Raw genomic sequence first — 16429 nt, 5'->3', positions numbered from 1 at the left:
ATCAGGCCGCAGTCGACCCGAACTCGGGGACGGCGTCCTTGAGAATGGTCCTGATGGTGGCGCGATCGTCGCGTGCGATCGCCTGCTCCAGCGCCGCGATCCATTTGCGCAGCGTCTGCATCGGCGGTTCGTTCGGCTGCGCGGCCATGATTCCGGCGACGCCGATCTCGCGGGTCGGCTCCTCCGAAGCGAACAGGATCTCGTGCAGGCGCTCGCCGGGGCGCATGCCAGTGAACACGATCTCGATGTCGTAGCCGGGCTGCAGTCCGGACAAGCGGATCATGCGCTCTGCGAGATCGACGATCTTCACCGGCTGGCCCATGTTGAGCACGTAGACGGAGACCTCGCCACGCTGAGTTCCGAGCGCATGCGTGGCCGCGGTGATCACGAGATCGCAGGCCTCGCGGATGGTCATGAAGTAGCGGACCATGTCGGGATGCGTGACGGTCACCGGCCCGCCGGCCTCGATCTGGGCCTTGAACTTCGGCACCACCGAGCCGTTCGAGGCCAGCACGTTGCCGAACCGCACCGAGATCAGCCGCATCGGCGGCCTGGCCTCGCGCGCGCTGGCGGCGAGGTCGTGATCCAGCGCCTGGCAGTACATCTCGGCGAAACGTTTGGTGAGGCCCAGCATCGACACCGGCTCGATCGCCTTGTCGGTCGAGATCATCACCATGGCTTCGGCGCCGGCGGCGAGAGCCGCGTCGGCGACGTTAATCGAGCCGAAGATGTTGGTCTTGACGCCTTCGCTCCAGTCGCGTTCGAGGATCGGAACGTGCTTGAGCGCCGCGGCGTGGAATACGATATCCGGCTTGAACTCGGCCATCAGGCGCATCACGCGCTCGCGGTCGCGGATGTCGGCGATCCGCCCCTCGATCGCGGCGGCCGCGTCGTGCGCGGCGAGCGTCTCGGTGACCGCATAGAGCGCCGGCTCGGAATTCTCCAGGATCAGGAGGCGTGCGGCGCCGAAGGCGACGACGCGCTCGCAGATCTCGGAGCCGATCGAACCGCCGCCGCCGGTGACGATCACCGCCTTGCCTCTGATCAGGGCTTCGAGGCGCGCATAGTCGATCTTCTCGCTCGGCCGCAACAGTAGGTCCTCGACCGCGACGGCAGTCAGCCGCGGCGTGTCGCCGCTTTCGAGCGAGGGCATGCGGTTAACGATCACGCCTAGCTTGCGTGCCCGCATCAGGATCGATTCTGGACGTGCCTCCGGCTCGAACGCCGACGGCGTCATGATGAGGCGCGCGATCGGCTTGTTGCGCTTGGCGAAGTCGGCGATGACGTCCTCGATATCGTCGATGCCGCCCAGCACCGGCAGGTTGCGAATGAGCTGGCCACGATCCGAGCTCGACGGCGACAGCACACCGACCGGCCAGATCCGCTTGATCGCCCCGCTCTCGATGCCGCGCAACAGGACTTCGGCATCCGCAGCGCGGCCGATCAGCAGCGTCGGCGCGGCGTCCCCCGCGCGGGCGTGACGCCGCACCCGCGTGTAGCGGAAGTAGCGGTAAGCCATGCGCAGCGCGCTGAGGGAGGTGATCTCGAGAAACCAGTAGAGGACGATCGTCACCTTGCCGAGGAAGAAGGCGCCGCGAACGTTGGGGGCAACGAAGATATAATCGAGCACCAGCAGCGCAACCGTCAGCACGCTCGCGACGCGGATGATGTTCAGCGCGTCAGGCAGCGAGATAAAGCGCCATTTCGTCGTGGTCAGATTGAAGACGAAGAGCACGACCACGCTGAAGGCCAGGAAATAGGGCAGGATCTGGAACAGCAGCGGCAAACGGTCGAAGAAGCCGTCGCCACCCTCAAAACGCAGATAGAAAGCCGCGAACAGCGCCGCCGTCGTCGCCAGCAGGTCATGGAGCGCAATCAGAAAATTGCGCAAAGTGAGATGCGAAAGACGCGTCATCCGCCGACCGATGAATATCCCGTTAGGTTCAACCTGACCGCGCTGATAACCCATCTCGACAAGACTTGCCAGCCGCGCGGCCGTTCAGGAACCAGCTCCCCCAACCTTCGCCCCGGCCTGTTGTGCCCGGATCACCATGCCGCCGGCAACCCCGACACCGATGACGTACATCCAGCCCTCGTGGAAGTCGAACAGATGGGAGTTGAACAGGGACGTGAAAACATTCTGCACCACGACCAGAAGGCCTATCCAATTGGCAATCCCGTCGCCGCGAAACAGCAGGAGATGTGAGATCCAGATTGCGTAGAGGATGACGATGCCGATGATGCCCCACTGGATGGCGACATGCAGCGTCTGGTTATGCGGATTTGGAAACACCCTGACGCCCGGTATCCATGAGGGATCTGCGGCGACCCGTTCGAACAGTCCCTGCGAGGAGCCGGTACCATGCCCGGCAAGCGGCGCCTGCTTGAAGAATTGAATGGCGTGGCGCCAGTACTCGAGGCGTTCGCCCATCGATGTCGGAATGTTCCTCTGGCTGTAGAGTTGATACTCGCTGACGAAAGTGTCGGCGGTCTTGCGCAATTGCGGCGAGCCCTGCCAGGCGATCGCAGCGCCTGCAATCAGTGCGACTGAGATCATCGCAATACTGCGCCATCTCAAATGCAGCAGCGCGAACACGCCGAACATGATCGGAACGGTGACGAGCGCGGTGCGCGACACCACCACGAAAGCCATGTTGACGAAGAAGCTCAGTGCCAGCGCCGCCAGCAACCCGGCAAGCCAATACCGCTTCTCGCGAAGCAGCAGGGCGGTCGGATAGGCCAGCGCGACCGCGCAGAGCGTAAACTCCTGGCTCTGGTCAATGTAGTTCTTGACGAAGATGCCGCGCTCGAACTGGTCCGGCTTGAGCGTCAGATTGGGATAGACAGCGACCAGCCAGGACATCACCGAGAGCAGCGCGCAGGACACCAGGAAGGCGATGAAGATCCAGCTTCCGCGCGACGATCGCTCGAAATGGTAGAGCAGAACGGGCAGCACCAGCAGCTTGACGGTGGGACTGAGCGCATAGAGGCGCGCGCCCCAGGCCGCGTCCGACCACAATGTTCCCACCAGCGCGAGCAGAAACAGCGCGATCGGCGCCGCACAGATCGGACGCGTCAGCGATTGCAGGAATGCCCTGATGTCGAGGAACGGCACAATGCAGACCAGGAACGTGGCGTTGAAGATTGCCGTGAGCGAGGTCGACCACGGCAGCGAGGCTACCGTCAGGATCGCAAACAGGTCGACGGCCTCGCTCCAGGCGACCGGACTGCGGAAACGCCGCCACAGCATCTGGGCGGTCGTCTCGCCTGCAAGCGCCGTCACGAGGCGCCTCCGCGCGCCCGATGGACCAGCGCAGTCGTGCTGAATCCCTTGAGGATGTCGACCAGCACGACAGTTCCCCCGGCGGCCTCGACCACCTCGTGACCGACCACCTGCTCGCGGGTGTAGTCACCGCCCTTCACCAGCACGCTCGGCGTAATCCGCCTGATCAGGTCGATCGGCGTGTCGTCCTCGAAGATGACGACAAGATCGACCGCCTCTAACGCGGCCAGCACCTCCGCGCGCGCCAGCTCGTCCTGGACCGGGCGATCCGCGCCCTTCAGCCGCCGCACTGAGGCGTCGCTGTTCAGCCCGACGATGAGACGGTCGCAGGCGGCGCGCGCCGCGGTCAGCACCTTGACGTGACCGGGATGCAGGATGTCGAAGCAGCCATTGGTGAAGCCGATCCGCAGCCCCTCACGCTTCCATTCGGCGAGCTGGGCCTCGAGCTGACCTGGCGCGCTAACGACCTTCTCCTCGGCCGCCAGTGTCGCGTGCGGCAGGATCTTCCGGCGCAGTTCGGCGGCGCTGACGCTGGCGGTGCCCTGCTTGCCGACGGCGACCGCGGCCGCGGCACTCGCCATGCGCAGCGCCGTGTCCCAATCCGCGCCTGCCGCGATCGAGACCGCGAGCGCGGCGGCGACGGTGTCGCCGGCGCCGGAGACGTCGCGCACTTTCACCGGGAAAGCTGGAACATGGATCGCCCCGCCATGACGCGGCACCAGCGTCATGCCGTGTTCGCCTTGCGTCACCAGAATGGCCTCGCAATCGGCCAGCCGCATCACGTCCTCTGAGGCGTCGACAATGCTCTGCGGCGTGTCGGCGCGGCTGCGGGTGGCTTCCGCGAATTCCTTGCGGTTGGGCGTGAGCAGCGTCGCGCCGCGATAGATCGCCCAGTTCAGGCTCTTGGGATCGACGATTACGGGCTTGCCGGCTTTTCGTGCGGCATCAATCGTATGGCGGATCACACGCGCGGTCAGCACGCCCTTGGCATAGTCGGACAGCAGCACGATATCGGCGCGCGCGATCTGCGGCAGGATCGCTTCGCTCAGCCTGGCCTCGACCTCATCGGAGGCGGCTTGCGCCTGTTCCCAATCCGCGCGCAGCATATGCGTGGAAAAATGCTCGGAGACGAAGCGGACTTTCCGGGTGGTCGGCCGTGACGGGTCGCACACCAGCGCACTTTCGATCCCGGCATGGTCTGCCAGCGCGGAGGCGAGCTGCCTGCCGGCCTCGTCCTCGCCGACAAGGCCGACGAAGATACAGCTCGCACCGAGCGAAGCGATGTTGCGCGCGACGTTGCCTGCGCCGCCAATATGGATCTCGCTGCGCTGGGCCGCGATGACGGGTGTCGGCGCTTCCGGCGAGATCCGCGACACCTCGCCATAGACGAACTCGTCCAGCATGATGTCGCCGATGCAGAGCACCGTGCGGCCGGCGATGGCTTGCGCGAGGGCATCGAAATCGAGAATAGGCGTCGCCATGATCAACAAAGCCTCAGCGGAAACGGTCGGGCCGTTCGAGAAAATCCCCGACATAGGCTTTCACCGCGTCCTCGAGCGTCGTGAAGCCGCCGTTATAACCGGCACGGTGGAGACGATCGACCTTGCTCTCGGTGAAGTACTGGTAGCTGCCGCGAATCTGCTCGGGCATGTCGATGTATTCGATGTTGGGCCTGGCGCCGAGCGCGGCATAGGCAGCTAACATCAGCTCCCGGAAGCTGCGCGCCTTGCCGGTGCCGACATTGAAGAGGCCCGACACTGAGGGCGTCGCCAGCAGCCACAGGATGACGCGCACGACGTCGTCGACATAGATGAAATCGCGCCGCTGGTCGCCGTCGGCGATGCCGTCGCGATGCGACTTGAACAGCTGCACCACGCGGCCCGCCTTGACGTCGTCGAAACGGCGCGCCAGCACGCTCATCATCGCGCCCTTGTGGTATTCGTTGGGGCCGAACACGTTGAAGAATTTCAGGCCGGCCCATTGCGGCGGCAACCCCTCGCCGCGCGCGATGCGCTCGGCGACCGCGAGATCGAACAGATGCTTGCTCCAGCCGTAGAGATTCATCGGCCGCAGCTTTTTCAGCGCAGCCGGCGAGCCATCGTCGTCAAAACCTTCCGCACCATCGCCATAGGTCGCGGCCGATGACGCGTAGATCAGCGGCACAGCACCCGCCGTGCACCAGTCCAACAGACGCATCGAGAAGCGGAAATTGGTCTCGATCACGAGATCGCCGTCGGTCGCGGTGGTCTCGGAAATCGCCCCGAGATGGATCACGGCATCCAGCTTGCGGCCCTTCAGCCAGTCAGCGAGCTCGGCCGGCGGCACGATGTCCACAAGCTGCCGCTTGGCGAGGTTGCGCCACTTGCCGTCGCTGCCGAGGAGATCGCAGACCACGACGTCGCTGCGGCCGGAATCGTTCAGCGCAGCCACGACATTCGATCCGATAAAACCGGCCCCGCCGGTCACCAGCAACATTCCAACCACCCTGCCCGATCTTGTGCGGCCCGATACCTGCCGTAGCGCATCATCCGCCAAAGTGTAAGCATTTTGGGCCGACACTTTTGGACTCGCGCTTTTGCCGGCTTTACCTGTCGGCCCGGAGCGGCTAACCGAACCGCCGTCTGGAGCATTTGCGGTCCAATTGACTAATGAATATTGATTCACACCTTGGGGGGAATGAGGAACGGGACGACACGCGCCCGATTCTGATCGTCCCCTACATGTGGATCGGCGATTTCGTCCGGAATCATACCGTGGTCCGGGTCCTGAAGGAGCGATGGCCGAACCGGCCGGTCGATCTTCTGACCACCACCCTTTGCGCCCCCCTGGTCGACTACATGCCCGGTGTGCGTGCCGGAATCGTCTGGGACCTGCCCCGCAGCCGCCTGGCGCTACGCCGCCAGTTTGGCCTCGCCAAGCTTCTGCGCGAGCGGAACTACGGCACGGCCCTGGTGCTGCCCCGCACCTGGAAGGCCGCCATTGCACCGACCTTGGCCGGCATCCCCGAGCGGGTCGGCTGGGTCGGCGAGTTCAGGTTCGGATTGATCAACCGGTGGCGCTGGGGTGAACGAAAGCTCCCCCGCTTCATCGATGAGAATGCCGCCCTGGCCCAGCCCGACGGCGCGCCGCTGCCGCCGGAATGGCCGGTGCCGCAATTGCGGGTTCCGCCTGAGGAGATCGCCCGCTGGCGCCAGGCCAACGGCCTCAGCGCCGGCGCGGCCGTGGCGCTCGCCCCCGGCTCGGTCGGGGTCTCCAAGCGTTGGACCGGATATCCCGAGGCCGCCCGCCTGCTGGTCGAGCGCGGGCTAGAGGTCTGGGTGGTCGGCGGCCCCGCGGAAAGGGGCCTCGCCCAGGAGATCGTCGCGGCCGGCGGCCCAGGGACCGCTGGCGGCCCGGGGACCGCTGGCGGCCCGGGGGTGCGGGACCTCACCGGCAACGACTTACGCAACGGCGTCCTCGCCATGGCCGCGGCCGGCGTCGCCATCTCCAACGATTCCGGCCTGATGCATATCGCGGCCGCGCTGGGCACGCCCACCATGGGCATTTTTGGCCCGACCAGCCCCTATCTCTGGGCGCCCCTCAACGGTCTTGCCGCCACCGTGGTTCAGAACAAGAGCGTCCTGTCGTGCCAGCCCTGCCAGAGCACGGTCTGCAAGATGAACGACCACCGCTGCATGCGGGATATTGCGGCCGAAGAGGTGGTGGCGATTTCGCAGCAGGTGCTGGGAGAGGCTGCAGCGCGCGCGACGACCTGAGTGGCCCCACGTGCAGGGCGCTTGACCTAACATATGTTGCTTACACCTTCGGGAAGGCTAGGCATCCTCTCGCTTTCCGGGGGATACAGCCGATGGACGAAGACTTCATCAAGGGGCGCGCTCAAGACATCCGCGAACTCGCGACGAAAGCGGACCCGTTCACCAGAAAACGCCTGCTCGATCTTGCTGACACCTATGAGCGCAGGCTTCACTCGGCGCCCCATGCCGCGCCAAGACTCGCAGGTGGACATTCGCAGCCGCAGGTGAAGCGCTAGCCAATGCCCAAGGAGAAGGAGCGCGAGAACCAGCGTGTTTCGTTCGAGCGGCCGCTGCCGGCGCAGATGATGGCGATCGACGGCACCTGGCGTCGGCCCTGCCTGGTCAAGGACGTCTCGGAGGGCGACGCCACGCTCGCGTCGAGACGTCGATTGAGGGTCTGGCGCTGACCGAGTTTTTCCTTCTGCTCTCCTCGACCGGACTTGCCTATCGGCGCTGCCAGCTCGACCGCGTCAACGGCGACGAGCTCGAGGTCAGCTTCCTGCGTCAGAAGGCCCGCAAGAAGTCGAGCCGCGAGACGACGGCTTGATCAAGGTGCGACCATTGGGTTCGCCGAAATTCAGTGACCGCCGGCACCTCCGCGAAATGTCGTTGGGGAGTTTGGGATGATGCCAATCTACACCTGTTTTGCCCGACGCCTCAAGCAAAATTCGTAAAATCCGTATTAATGACCAAGCGCGCCCGGCAAGCCGTTGATTTGGCTGGCACCGGCTACTGTGCATGAGGTTGTTTTCGCGTTTCGGAAACCAGCTCAGAGCAGCGGCCGATAGACCTCGCCGATCCGGGCCGCTTCCGCACCGAGGCTGAACTTCTCGAGAACCCGTGCCCGCCCGCGCTCGCCCATCGCGGTTGCCAGCGCCACATCCCGCATCAGCGGCTCGAGCGCGGCCGCCAGCGCCTCCGCATCACCGGTCGGGATCAGCACACCGCTCACGCCATCTTCAACCACCAGCGTCGCGGCTCCTGCGCGCGCGGCAACCAGCGCGCTGCCTGCGGCCATCGCCTCGATCAGCGTCAGGCCAAAGCCTTCATTGCGCGAGGTGAAGGCGTAGATCGTCAGCCGCTGGTACCAGCGCTGCACCTCGTCGATCGGCAGCTCGCCCGTCATGACGATGCGCGATGGCAGGTTTGCCGCCTCGATGCGCTGCTTCAGATCATTGGCAAACGGTGTCTGCTCGGCCGTGACCTGACCGACGATCACTGCCGTGAAGTCAGGATAGCGCGGCAGCAGCCGGCACATCGCATCGACGAACACGTCGGTGCCCTTCTGCGCCCGCACGCGGCCGAAGCAGCCGATGGCGTAACGGCCCGGCAAGCCGCTTTCCGCGAACGCCGCGGCGCGATCGACCGGAGGCGTGTAGACGTCGGTGTCGACGCCGTGCGGGATCACCGTCGATGGCACCTTCAGAAACGAGGCGGAGATGTCTGATGTCGCGATGATCGCGTCCATCCGGCGGATCAGCCAGCGCGTGATCCAGGTGTGATGGCGCTGCCCCGCCGAGGTGAAGACCAGCTTGAGCGGCCAGCCCAGTGCGCGCAGCGCAACGCCTGCGATCATCTCGTTGTTACGCCGCGCGTGCCAGATCACAGGCCGCTTGCGGCGCCACAGTTTCAGGACATCACCGACGGCGAGCCGCGCAATCCCCTCCGGCGCGTCCGAGCCGAACCAGCCAGCGCGATAGAGCTTTGCCAGAAGCGGCGCCACCATCCGGTTGGTCGCGGTGACCCCGGAATAGCGCCTGTGCAGATTTGGCACGATCACGTCGAGATCGTCAGGGGAATTCGCCACGTCACGCTCCGTTGGTGGGTCCCCTATACGCAACATTAAGCATAGTGACCAGTTCAGGGCTGCCGAAACCCCCTCTTCACCGCGCAAACGTTAACTTGGCGCGCTGATCGAGGACGGGTGAGATCATGACTGTGCTAGTCACCGGCGGTGCCGGCTATATCGGAAGTCACACGGTTCTGGCGCTGGCGGAAGCCGGCGAGGACGTCGTCGTGATCGACGATCTCTCCACCGGTTTCTCCGCCTATCTGCCCGAGGGCGTGCCGCTGTTCATCGGCGATGCGGGCGATGAGAATTTGCTCGAGGGCGTGATCGCCCAGCACGACATCGAGAGCATCATTCATTTCGCCGGCTCGGTGGTCGTGCCGGATTCGATGCGCGATCCGCTCGGCTACTACCGCAACAACTTCACCACCACGCGCAATCTGCTCAACGTCGCAGTCAAGCGCGGCATCAGTCGGTTCATCTTCTCCTCGACGGCCGCCGTCTACGGCAATCCGGATCAGGTGCCCGTGCCCGAGCACGCGCCGACGCGGCCGCTGTCGCCTTACGGCTCGTCGAAGCTGATGACCGAGATCATGCTGCACGACGTCGCCGCCGCCTACGGCATGCAGTACGTGACCTTGCGCTATTTCAACGTCGCCGGCGCCGATCCGAAGGCGCGCATTGGCCTTGCCACCGTCGGCGCCACGCATCTGCTCAAGATCGCGGTCGAGGCCGCGACCGGCCAGCGCGCCAAGATCGACGTGTTCGGCACCGACTATCCGACCCCGGACGGCAGCTGCATTCGCGACTTCATCCACGTCACCGACCTGTCGCAGGCGCATCACTCTGCGCTGGCCTATTTGCGCAACGGGGGCGCCTCGACGACGCTGAATTGCGGCTATGGCCGCGGCTATTCGGTGCTGGAGACCATCGACGCCGTGCGCCGGGTGTCGGGCCGCAGCTTCGCCGTGCAATACGCCCCGCGCCGGCCCGGCGATATCATGACTATGGTCGCCGACACCGGCCGTATCCGCGGCCTGCTCGACTGGAGGCCGCAATACGAAGACCTCGAGACCATCGCGGCCCACGCGCTGGCCTGGGAGGACAAGCTGTTCCGGGAGCGCCACGGCGAGCTCCGCCACGCCGTCTCGGCCTAAAATCACATCCTGTGCAAGCCCTTAATTGGGCTTGAAAAGCGGAGCTTTAGCGGGCACAGAGGCCATTCGATCCCTGACGCGCAGGCAGGCTTTTCCCAGCGCCGTCAATGGACACCGGATGGCCCAGTTTCCAAAGAAAATCACCGACGATCCCTATGCGGCGATGGTCCTCATTCGCCGCCTGGTCATGGAACAGGGGGTCGTCTACTGGCGGCGCTACCTCGTTGCCTTCACGCTGATGGCGGCTGCCGCGGGTGCGACCGCAGGCGCGACCTATGTGCTCGGACAGGTCATCAACCAGGCCTATGTCGACAAGAACATCCCGGGCATCGCGATGTTCTCCGCCATCACGGTGATCCTGCTGTTCATCAAGGGCGTGGCGACCTACGGCCACATGGTGATCCTGACCAAGATCAGCAATGCCATCCTCGCCACCAACCAGCGCCAGCTGTTCGCAAAGCTGATGCGCGAGAGCATCGGCTTCTTCTCCGAACGGCATTCGTCCGAATTCCTGGCGCGGCTCACGGCCGGCGCCAAATCGATTACCGACGTGCTCAACATGCTGGTCAACGCCATCGGGCGCGACCTCTTGATGCTGCTCGCCATGATCGGCGTGATGGTATGGCAGGACCCGCTGATGTCGTTGATCGGCCTCGTCGCGGTGCCGCCGGCGATGCTGGTGCTGCGCAAGCTGGTCAAGCGCATCAAGGGCCTCGCCTTCAACCAGTTCACCGGCACCGCCGACATCATGGAGACGATGCAGGAGTCGCTGCAAGGCATCCGCACCGTCAAGGCGTTTACGCTCGAAGACGCGATGCAGAAGCGCATCGACGAGAACATCGCGATCGTCGAGCGCAACGCCAACAAGATGGCCCGCGTCGCCAACCGCTCCAATCCGCTGATGGAGATGCTCGGTGGCTTCGCCGTCGCCGGCTGCCTGCTGTACGGCGGCTACAGCGTGGTCGCGCTCAACGCCACGCCAGGCGCGTTCTTCTCGTTCATGACCGCGTTCCTGATGGCGACCGAGCCGGCCAAGCGGCTGGCGCGGCTGAACATCGACCTCAACAGCCAGCTCGTCGGCGCGCGCATGTTGCTCGAGGTCGTCGACAGCCCGGCGAGCGAGCATTCCGACGACGACAAGCCGGCGCTGAAGCTCACCGACGCGCGGATCGAGCTGCGCGACGTCAGCTTCTCCTATCGCTCGGGCGAGACCGTGCTCAACCGCATGAGCTTCACGGCCGAGCCCGGCAAGGTCACCGCGCTGGTCGGGCCGTCCGGCGGCGGCAAGTCGACCGTGCTGGCGCTGCTCCTGCGCTTCTACGAGGTAACGCAAGGCGACATCTTGATCGACGGCCAGTCGATCGGCGCGGTCTCGCGCAAATCGCTGCGGGCCCAGACCGCCTATGTCGGCCAGGATGTCTATCTGTTCCGCGACACCATCCGCAACAACATCGCCTTCGGCAAGCCGGGCGCAAGCGAGGACGAGATCATCGAGGCCGCGAAAGCCGCTTGCGCGCATGATTTCATCACGAGCTTCCCGCTCGGCTATGATACGCCGGTCGGCGAGCACGGCACCCAGCTCTCCGGCGGCCAACGCCAGCGCATTGCGGTGGCGCGCGCGCTGATTAAGAATGCGCCGATCATTCTGCTCGATGAAGCAACCGCCGCGCTGGATTCCGAGTCCGAGCGCCAGGTGCAGGAGGCGATCGAGCATCTTTGTCAGAACCGCACCACCATCGTAATCGCGCATCGCCTGCACACCATCATGCACGCAGACAGCATCCTGGTGGTCGAGGGCGGCGAGATCGTCGAGCAAGGCCGGCATGACGAGTTGCTGCGCCGCTCCGGGCGCTACGCCTCGTTCTTCCGCCTGCAACATCACGACGCCGGCGCTCTGGCGCCGATCAGCGCCACCGCCTAGAGTTCCCTCCACCTCAAGAGCAGCGAGACCGCCTCATGAACGCCGCCTCCTACGTGATCCCGCTTCCGCCCCAGGCTTCGCTTCCCGTAGTCGGCGAGAGCGGCCGTTATCCGGTGCGTCGCATCTGGTGCGTCGGCCGCAACTATCTCGAACACATCCGTGAGATGGGCAATGACGAGCGCGCGCCGCCGTTCTTCTTCGCCAAACACGCCGACATGCTGGTGCCCGATGGCGCCACCATCCCCTATCCGCCGCTGACCAAGGATCTGCATCACGAGGTCGAGCTCGTGGTCGCGATGAAGAGCGGCGGACTGAACATCGCCGCCGACAAGGCGCTCGACCATGTCTACGGCTACGCCGTCGGCATCGACCTGACGCGCCGCGATCTCCAGATCGCCTCGCGCAAGAAGGAGCGCCCGTGGGAGATCGGAAAGTCGTTCGATGGTTCGGCGCCCTGCTCCGCGGTGCAGCCGGCGTCGAAGATCGGCCATCCCTCCAAGGGCAAGATCTGGCTCACCGTCAATGGCAAGGAAGCGCAGAAGGGCGACCTCACCGAGCTGATCTGGAACGTGCCGGAGATCATCTGGCAGCTCTCGCAGCAGGTGAAGCTCGCCGCCGGCGACATCATCATGACGGGCACGCCGGCCGGCGTGTCGCAGCTCCAGCCCGGCGACAAGCTCGAATGCGGCGTCGACGGCGTCGGCACGCTGAAGGTCTCGATCGGCCAGCCGGAGTAAGCCTCCAATAGCCCGAAATCAAAAAGGCCCCGGACCAGTCCGGGGCCTTTTCTGTTTCGACGTCTACCAGGCCTTCACCGGCCGATTGGCGTGGCTTGCCTGCGGCACACCGCGATTGAGCGACATGTGCGAATGTACGCACAGCCACCCATCGCCATTCTTTGAAAACACCATGGTGGCTCGGCCCGGCCGCACAAACGCGCTGCCATCGGGATGATAGCCCGTGCTCGTCCATGGCGCGATCACGGTCACCATCTCGCCATCGCGTGACGCCAGTATAGCGGTCTGATCGAGAACGAAACGGAAGCCGGTCGTCCTGGGCCAGACGTTATTCCATTGCGTCGTGACCCATTGGTCGAGGCCCGGGATGACATCGTTGTGCGTGCCGAAGGCAAGCACGTCAGGATGAAAGAGCGGCCGCGCCGAGGCGTAGTCGACCTCGCGGACATAGCCGGCGAATGTTTCCAGCCAGCCCTGGAAGAACTCCACGACATCGGCGCTCGCCGTCGGCAAGGGCTCCACGGCCATTCAACGCAACGCCGAAAACACGATGAGTCCGAGCACCAACGCTGTCAGCGAATATTTCAGCGTGTAGTAGACGTTCCGGTTCCACTCCTTGACCTTGCGGCTGCCGAGATGGATCTCGTAGAGCTTGCCGAACACCTTGTTGAGCGCGCCGACATGCTCGCCATCGACGTTCTGGGTCGCCGACGCCTTGACGATGTGATGGCTGACCCAGCGGTTGATCGCGGTCATGAAGCCGTACTTCATCGGGCGCTCGACGTCGCAGAACAGGATGATGCGATTGACGTCGGTCGCATTCTCGGCGCTATGGATGAAGGTTTCGTCGAACATGAAGGCTTCGCCGTCACGCCAGACACATTCGACGCCATCGACGAGGATACGGCACTTGTTCGAGTTCGGCGTGACGAGGCCGAGATGGTAGCGGAGCGAGCCCGCGAAGGGATCGCGGTGGGCACCGAGCTTGCCGCCCGGCGGCAGCATCGCGAACATCGCACCGTGCACGCTCGGGATCGACTTAAGCAGCTCCACCGTCTTCGGACACAGCGCGTTCGCCGAAGGCAGGAAGTCGTCGTACCATTTCAGGTAAAACCGCTTCCAACCGCTCTTGAAGAACGAATAGAAGCCCCAGTCATTGTTCTTGGCAGCGGCGCGGATGAAGCCCTCGTCGAACAGGCGCACCGCCTCGTCGCGGATGGTCTCCCAGTTCTCGCTGAGCGGCTTCAGCTCCGGAAACTGCTCGACCGAGATCACCGGATTGTTCGGCACCGCCGAGCCCGCATACATCAGCACATTGTAGGGCGCGAGATAGGTCGAGTGATCGCCGAGCTGGCGCGCAAAGCGCAGCCGCTGTTTGCCGCGGAAGTGAACGTAAATCGTCGATGCCACAAGCACGTACAGAATGACAAGTTGCGGCGCAAAAAGCTGTTTCAGCATTTCCCCAATCCCGAGTGACCCAGCCGGGGTGTCGTGTAACCCGCGGGGCCCCCAGCGGCAAGATACTCACCGGGGGTTGCGGTCACGCTCGGGAGAGGTTCGGGATGAAACCGGGGCGAAAACGGACCGAAACGAGCCGAATCACGCCCGGGACAGCGCCTGCAGACCTTTGAAAGTCAGGCGCTTGGGATCGGTGACGCCGGCAAGATAGAGCCGGCGGATGAATGCAATGACGGCGTCGCGGTCACAATCGGTCAGCGCCACAACGGCGTCGACCGCGATCTTCTGGGCTTCCATTGGGCTCACCTCGGCCTTGCGAGTAACCCCGGCCGAGACAGGCTAGGACCCATCCGTTAAATCGGCGTTAACCGTTCGGGAACCATCGCCGATTCAGCCGGGCGGCCGTATACGCAAAACAACGCATTGGCAGTCGCGGCGTGGCCGCGATCTCTAGCGCGCACCGAGACTCTTCTTGAGCAGTGCAAACTGCTTCCTGAGCCGGGGGACTGCGAAGTCGGTGAAAGCCCGCACCTTCGGCACCGAGAGGCGACCCTGCGGACAGATCAGGTGAACCGGCATCTCGGGGTCCTCGTCGCCAGCAAGCACGATCTCAAGCTCGCCGCGCGCGACCTGCTCGGCGACCTGATAGGAGTACATCCGCGCCACGCCGCGCCCGGCGACGGCGGAAGCCACGGCGGCATAGGTGCTGCTGACGGTGAGACGCGGAGTGAACCGGACCGTGCGGGCTGCTGACGAGTTTTTCAGGGGCTTGAAGGTCCATGAATTGGGAAGATGGGCCATCGCCACGATCTGATGCTTGGTAAGGTCGCCGGGTTCTTCGATCCGCGGATGTTGCATGAGATAGCGCGGAGCTGCCACGACGACACGGCGGACCTCGCCGATCCGCGTCGCCACCATCGCCGAGTCCGCGAGCGGACCGATCCGAAGCGCGACATCCACGCCTTCGTCGATGAGATTGACCGCGCGGTCGAACAGCAGGAGCTTCGCCGACACGGTCGGATAGGCGTCCAGAAACGCATCCAGGATCGGTCGCAGCACCATCTCGCCTGAAACCACCGGAGCGGTGATCGTCAGCAGGCCGCGCGGCGCGGTGCGCGGGCCAGCTGCGATGTCGTCGGCTTCTTCCAGCTCGACCAGCACGCGGCGGCAGACCGCGACATAGCGCTCGCCCTCCTCGCTCAGCTTGATTGATCGCGTGGTCCGATGCAGCAGCTCGGCTCCGACCCGCTCTTCCAGAAAGGCGATGGCGCGGCTGACCGCCGCCGGCGAACGACCGAGCTTTCGCCCCGCGGCGGCAAGGCTGCCCTCATCCACCGCAAGGACGAACACCTTCATTGCATCCAGACGATCCATGCTTTCCCGCGGTCCTCCTGAAATCCCCGGCAAGCTAGGCGTTTGCCCCAACCCCGACAACTGCCGCGAGGCGCCGGCGCGGCATTCGTACGCGCCGCGAAAGAGTGTCTGCCGGACAGCGCGTATTCGCAGCCGGGCCGAGGCGGCGTACCTCGACGGGCAAGCCAGCCAGTGCTGGCACGGATCAACAACAGGAGCCCGTCATGGGTATCGAGCAGAAGGTTGCCATCATCACCGGTGCATCGCAGGGCATCGGCGCCGCCCTGGTCCAGGGTTTTCGCGATCGCAATTATCGCGTGGTCGCCACGGCGAGGTCGATCAAGCCGTCAGGCGACGACGATATCCTCGCCGTCGCCGGCGACATCGCCGACCGCAAGACGGCCGAGCGCGTCGTTGCGCAGGCCCTCGCGCGCTTCGGGCGCGTCGACACGCTTGTCAACAACGCCGGCATCTTCGTCGCCAAGCCCTTCACGCAATACACGGCCGAGGACTACGCGGCCGTGATGGGCACCAACGTCGCCGGCTTCTTCAACATCACACAGCTTGCGATCGCCGAGATGGAGAAGCAGGGATCGGGCCATGTCGTCCAAATCACAACCACGCTCGTCGATCATGCCAATTCGAACGTGCCCTCAGTGCTGGCCTCGCTCAGCAAGGGGGGGCTGAACGCCGCGACCAGGTCGCTCGCGATCGAATACGCCAGGCGCGGCATCCGTGTGAACGCGGTGGCGCCGGGGATCATCAAGTCGCCGATGCACCCGATTTCGACGCACGCCCAATACGGCGCGATGCACCCGGTCGGCCACATGGGCGAGATGTCCGACATCGTTGATGCCGTGCTCTATCTGGAGGGTGCGTCCTTCGTCACCGGCGAGATCCTGCATGTCGACGGCGGCCAGATCGCCGGCCATTGAGC

Annotated in this window: 15 protein-coding genes and 1 pseudogene; 7 read left to right on the top strand and 9 right to left on the bottom strand. The window is 64.6% G+C overall.

Translation table 11 applies throughout. The features are described 5' to 3' along the window. Nucleotide 1: 1 nt before the first annotated feature. The 4 genes from XH80_RS18990 to rfaD form a co-directional block, all read right to left on the bottom strand. Nucleotides 2–1915, bottom strand: coding sequence for an SDR family NAD(P)-dependent oxidoreductase (locus XH80_RS18990; RefSeq protein WP_271599866.1), 1914 nt, complete (start codon nucleotides 1913–1915; stop codon nucleotides 2–4). Nucleotides 1916–1999: 84 nt separating this feature from the next. Further along, nucleotides 2000–3283 (bottom strand): O-antigen ligase family protein, encoded by a 1284-nt coding sequence (locus XH80_RS18985; RefSeq protein ID WP_271599865.1) that lies wholly within the window; start codon nucleotides 3281–3283, stop codon nucleotides 2000–2002. After that, a complete protein-coding gene (rfaE1, locus tag XH80_RS18980) occupies nucleotides 3280–4764 on the bottom strand; it encodes a D-glycero-beta-D-manno-heptose-7-phosphate kinase (RefSeq protein ID WP_271599864.1) in 1485 nt (494 codons plus the stop codon). The genes XH80_RS18985 and rfaE1 overlap by 4 nt, the downstream gene beginning before the upstream one ends. Nucleotides 4765–4777: 13 nt before the next feature. Continuing rightward, nucleotides 4778–5758 carry an ADP-glyceromanno-heptose 6-epimerase gene (rfaD, locus tag XH80_RS18975; RefSeq protein ID WP_271599863.1) on the bottom strand — a complete coding sequence of 327 codons (981 nt, stop codon included), beginning with the start codon at nucleotides 5756–5758 and terminating at the stop codon, nucleotides 4778–4780. Nucleotides 5759–5931: 173 nt separating this feature from the next. On the opposite strand from rfaD, the gene waaF reads away from it, so the two are divergent. From waaF to XH80_RS18960, 3 genes and pseudogenes are all read left to right on the top strand, one after another. Beyond that, nucleotides 5932–7038: a lipopolysaccharide heptosyltransferase II gene (gene waaF / locus XH80_RS18970; protein WP_271599862.1), complete on the top strand. Its 1107-nt coding sequence runs from the start codon at nucleotides 5932–5934 to the stop codon at nucleotides 7036–7038. A 92-nt stretch (nucleotides 7039–7130) separates the two neighbouring features. Beyond that, on the top strand, nucleotides 7131–7313 hold the full coding sequence (locus XH80_RS18965) for a hypothetical protein (protein WP_271599861.1): 183 nt from the start codon (nucleotides 7131–7133) through the stop codon (nucleotides 7311–7313). A gap of 3 nt (nucleotides 7314–7316) precedes the next feature. Further along, nucleotides 7317–7624 (top strand): annotated as a pseudogene (locus tag XH80_RS18960) (hypothetical protein). A 222-nt stretch (nucleotides 7625–7846) separates the two neighbouring features. On the opposite strand, the gene XH80_RS18955 reads toward XH80_RS18960, so the two are convergent. After that, a complete protein-coding gene (locus tag XH80_RS18955; protein WP_271599860.1) occupies nucleotides 7847–8884 on the bottom strand; it encodes a glycosyltransferase family 4 protein in 1038 nt (345 codons plus the stop codon). Nucleotides 8885–9009: 125 nt separating this feature from the next. Between XH80_RS18955 and galE the strand changes: the two genes are divergently transcribed. The 3 genes from galE to XH80_RS18940 all read left to right on the top strand — a co-directional run bounded on the left by galE (nucleotide 9010) and on the right by XH80_RS18940 (nucleotide 12681). After that, nucleotides 9010–10023 carry a UDP-glucose 4-epimerase GalE gene (gene galE, locus XH80_RS18950; protein WP_271599859.1) on the top strand — a complete coding sequence of 338 codons (1014 nt, stop codon included), beginning with the start codon at nucleotides 9010–9012 and terminating at the stop codon, nucleotides 10021–10023. Between the two features lie 118 nt (nucleotides 10024–10141). Continuing rightward, a complete protein-coding gene (locus tag XH80_RS18945) occupies nucleotides 10142–11944 on the top strand; it encodes an ABC transporter ATP-binding protein (protein WP_271599858.1) in 1803 nt (600 codons plus the stop codon). 35 nt (nucleotides 11945–11979) lie between these two features. Next, nucleotides 11980–12681 carry a fumarylacetoacetate hydrolase family protein gene (locus XH80_RS18940; protein WP_271599857.1) on the top strand — a complete coding sequence of 234 codons (702 nt, stop codon included), beginning with the start codon at nucleotides 11980–11982 and terminating at the stop codon, nucleotides 12679–12681. 63 nt (nucleotides 12682–12744) lie between these two features. On the opposite strand, the gene XH80_RS18935 is transcribed toward XH80_RS18940, so the two are convergent. The 4 genes from XH80_RS18935 to XH80_RS18920 form a co-directional block, all read right to left on the bottom strand. Then, complete coding sequence (locus tag XH80_RS18935) at nucleotides 12745–13203, bottom strand: YybH family protein (protein ID WP_271599978.1); 459 nt, start codon at nucleotides 13201–13203, stop codon at nucleotides 12745–12747. 6 nt (nucleotides 13204–13209) lie between these two features. Next, the gene (locus XH80_RS18930; RefSeq protein WP_271599856.1) at nucleotides 13210–14139 is read right to left on the bottom strand and encodes an aspartyl/asparaginyl beta-hydroxylase domain-containing protein; all 930 of its coding nucleotides are present in this window, start codon (nucleotides 14137–14139) and stop codon (nucleotides 13210–13212) included. A 141-nt stretch (nucleotides 14140–14280) separates the two neighbouring features. Next, a complete protein-coding gene (locus XH80_RS18925) occupies nucleotides 14281–14436 on the bottom strand; it encodes a hypothetical protein (RefSeq protein WP_014493894.1) in 156 nt (51 codons plus the stop codon). A 153-nt stretch (nucleotides 14437–14589) separates the two neighbouring features. Beyond that, complete coding sequence (locus tag XH80_RS18920; RefSeq protein ID WP_271599855.1) at nucleotides 14590–15513, bottom strand: LysR family transcriptional regulator; 924 nt, start codon at nucleotides 15511–15513, stop codon at nucleotides 14590–14592. 203 nt (nucleotides 15514–15716) lie between these two features. On the opposite strand from XH80_RS18920, the gene XH80_RS18915 reads away from it, so the two are divergent. Then, nucleotides 15717–16427 carry an SDR family NAD(P)-dependent oxidoreductase gene (locus XH80_RS18915; protein ID WP_271599854.1) on the top strand — a complete coding sequence of 237 codons (711 nt, stop codon included), beginning with the start codon at nucleotides 15717–15719 and terminating at the stop codon, nucleotides 16425–16427. Nucleotides 16428–16429 lie beyond the last annotated feature (2 nt).

The organism is Bradyrhizobium sp. CCBAU 45384 (genome assembly GCF_028128665.1).
Lineage (GTDB): Bacteria > Pseudomonadota > Alphaproteobacteria > Rhizobiales > Xanthobacteraceae > Bradyrhizobium > Bradyrhizobium manausense.
This window is presented reverse-complemented; position numbering and strand designations above follow the sequence as displayed.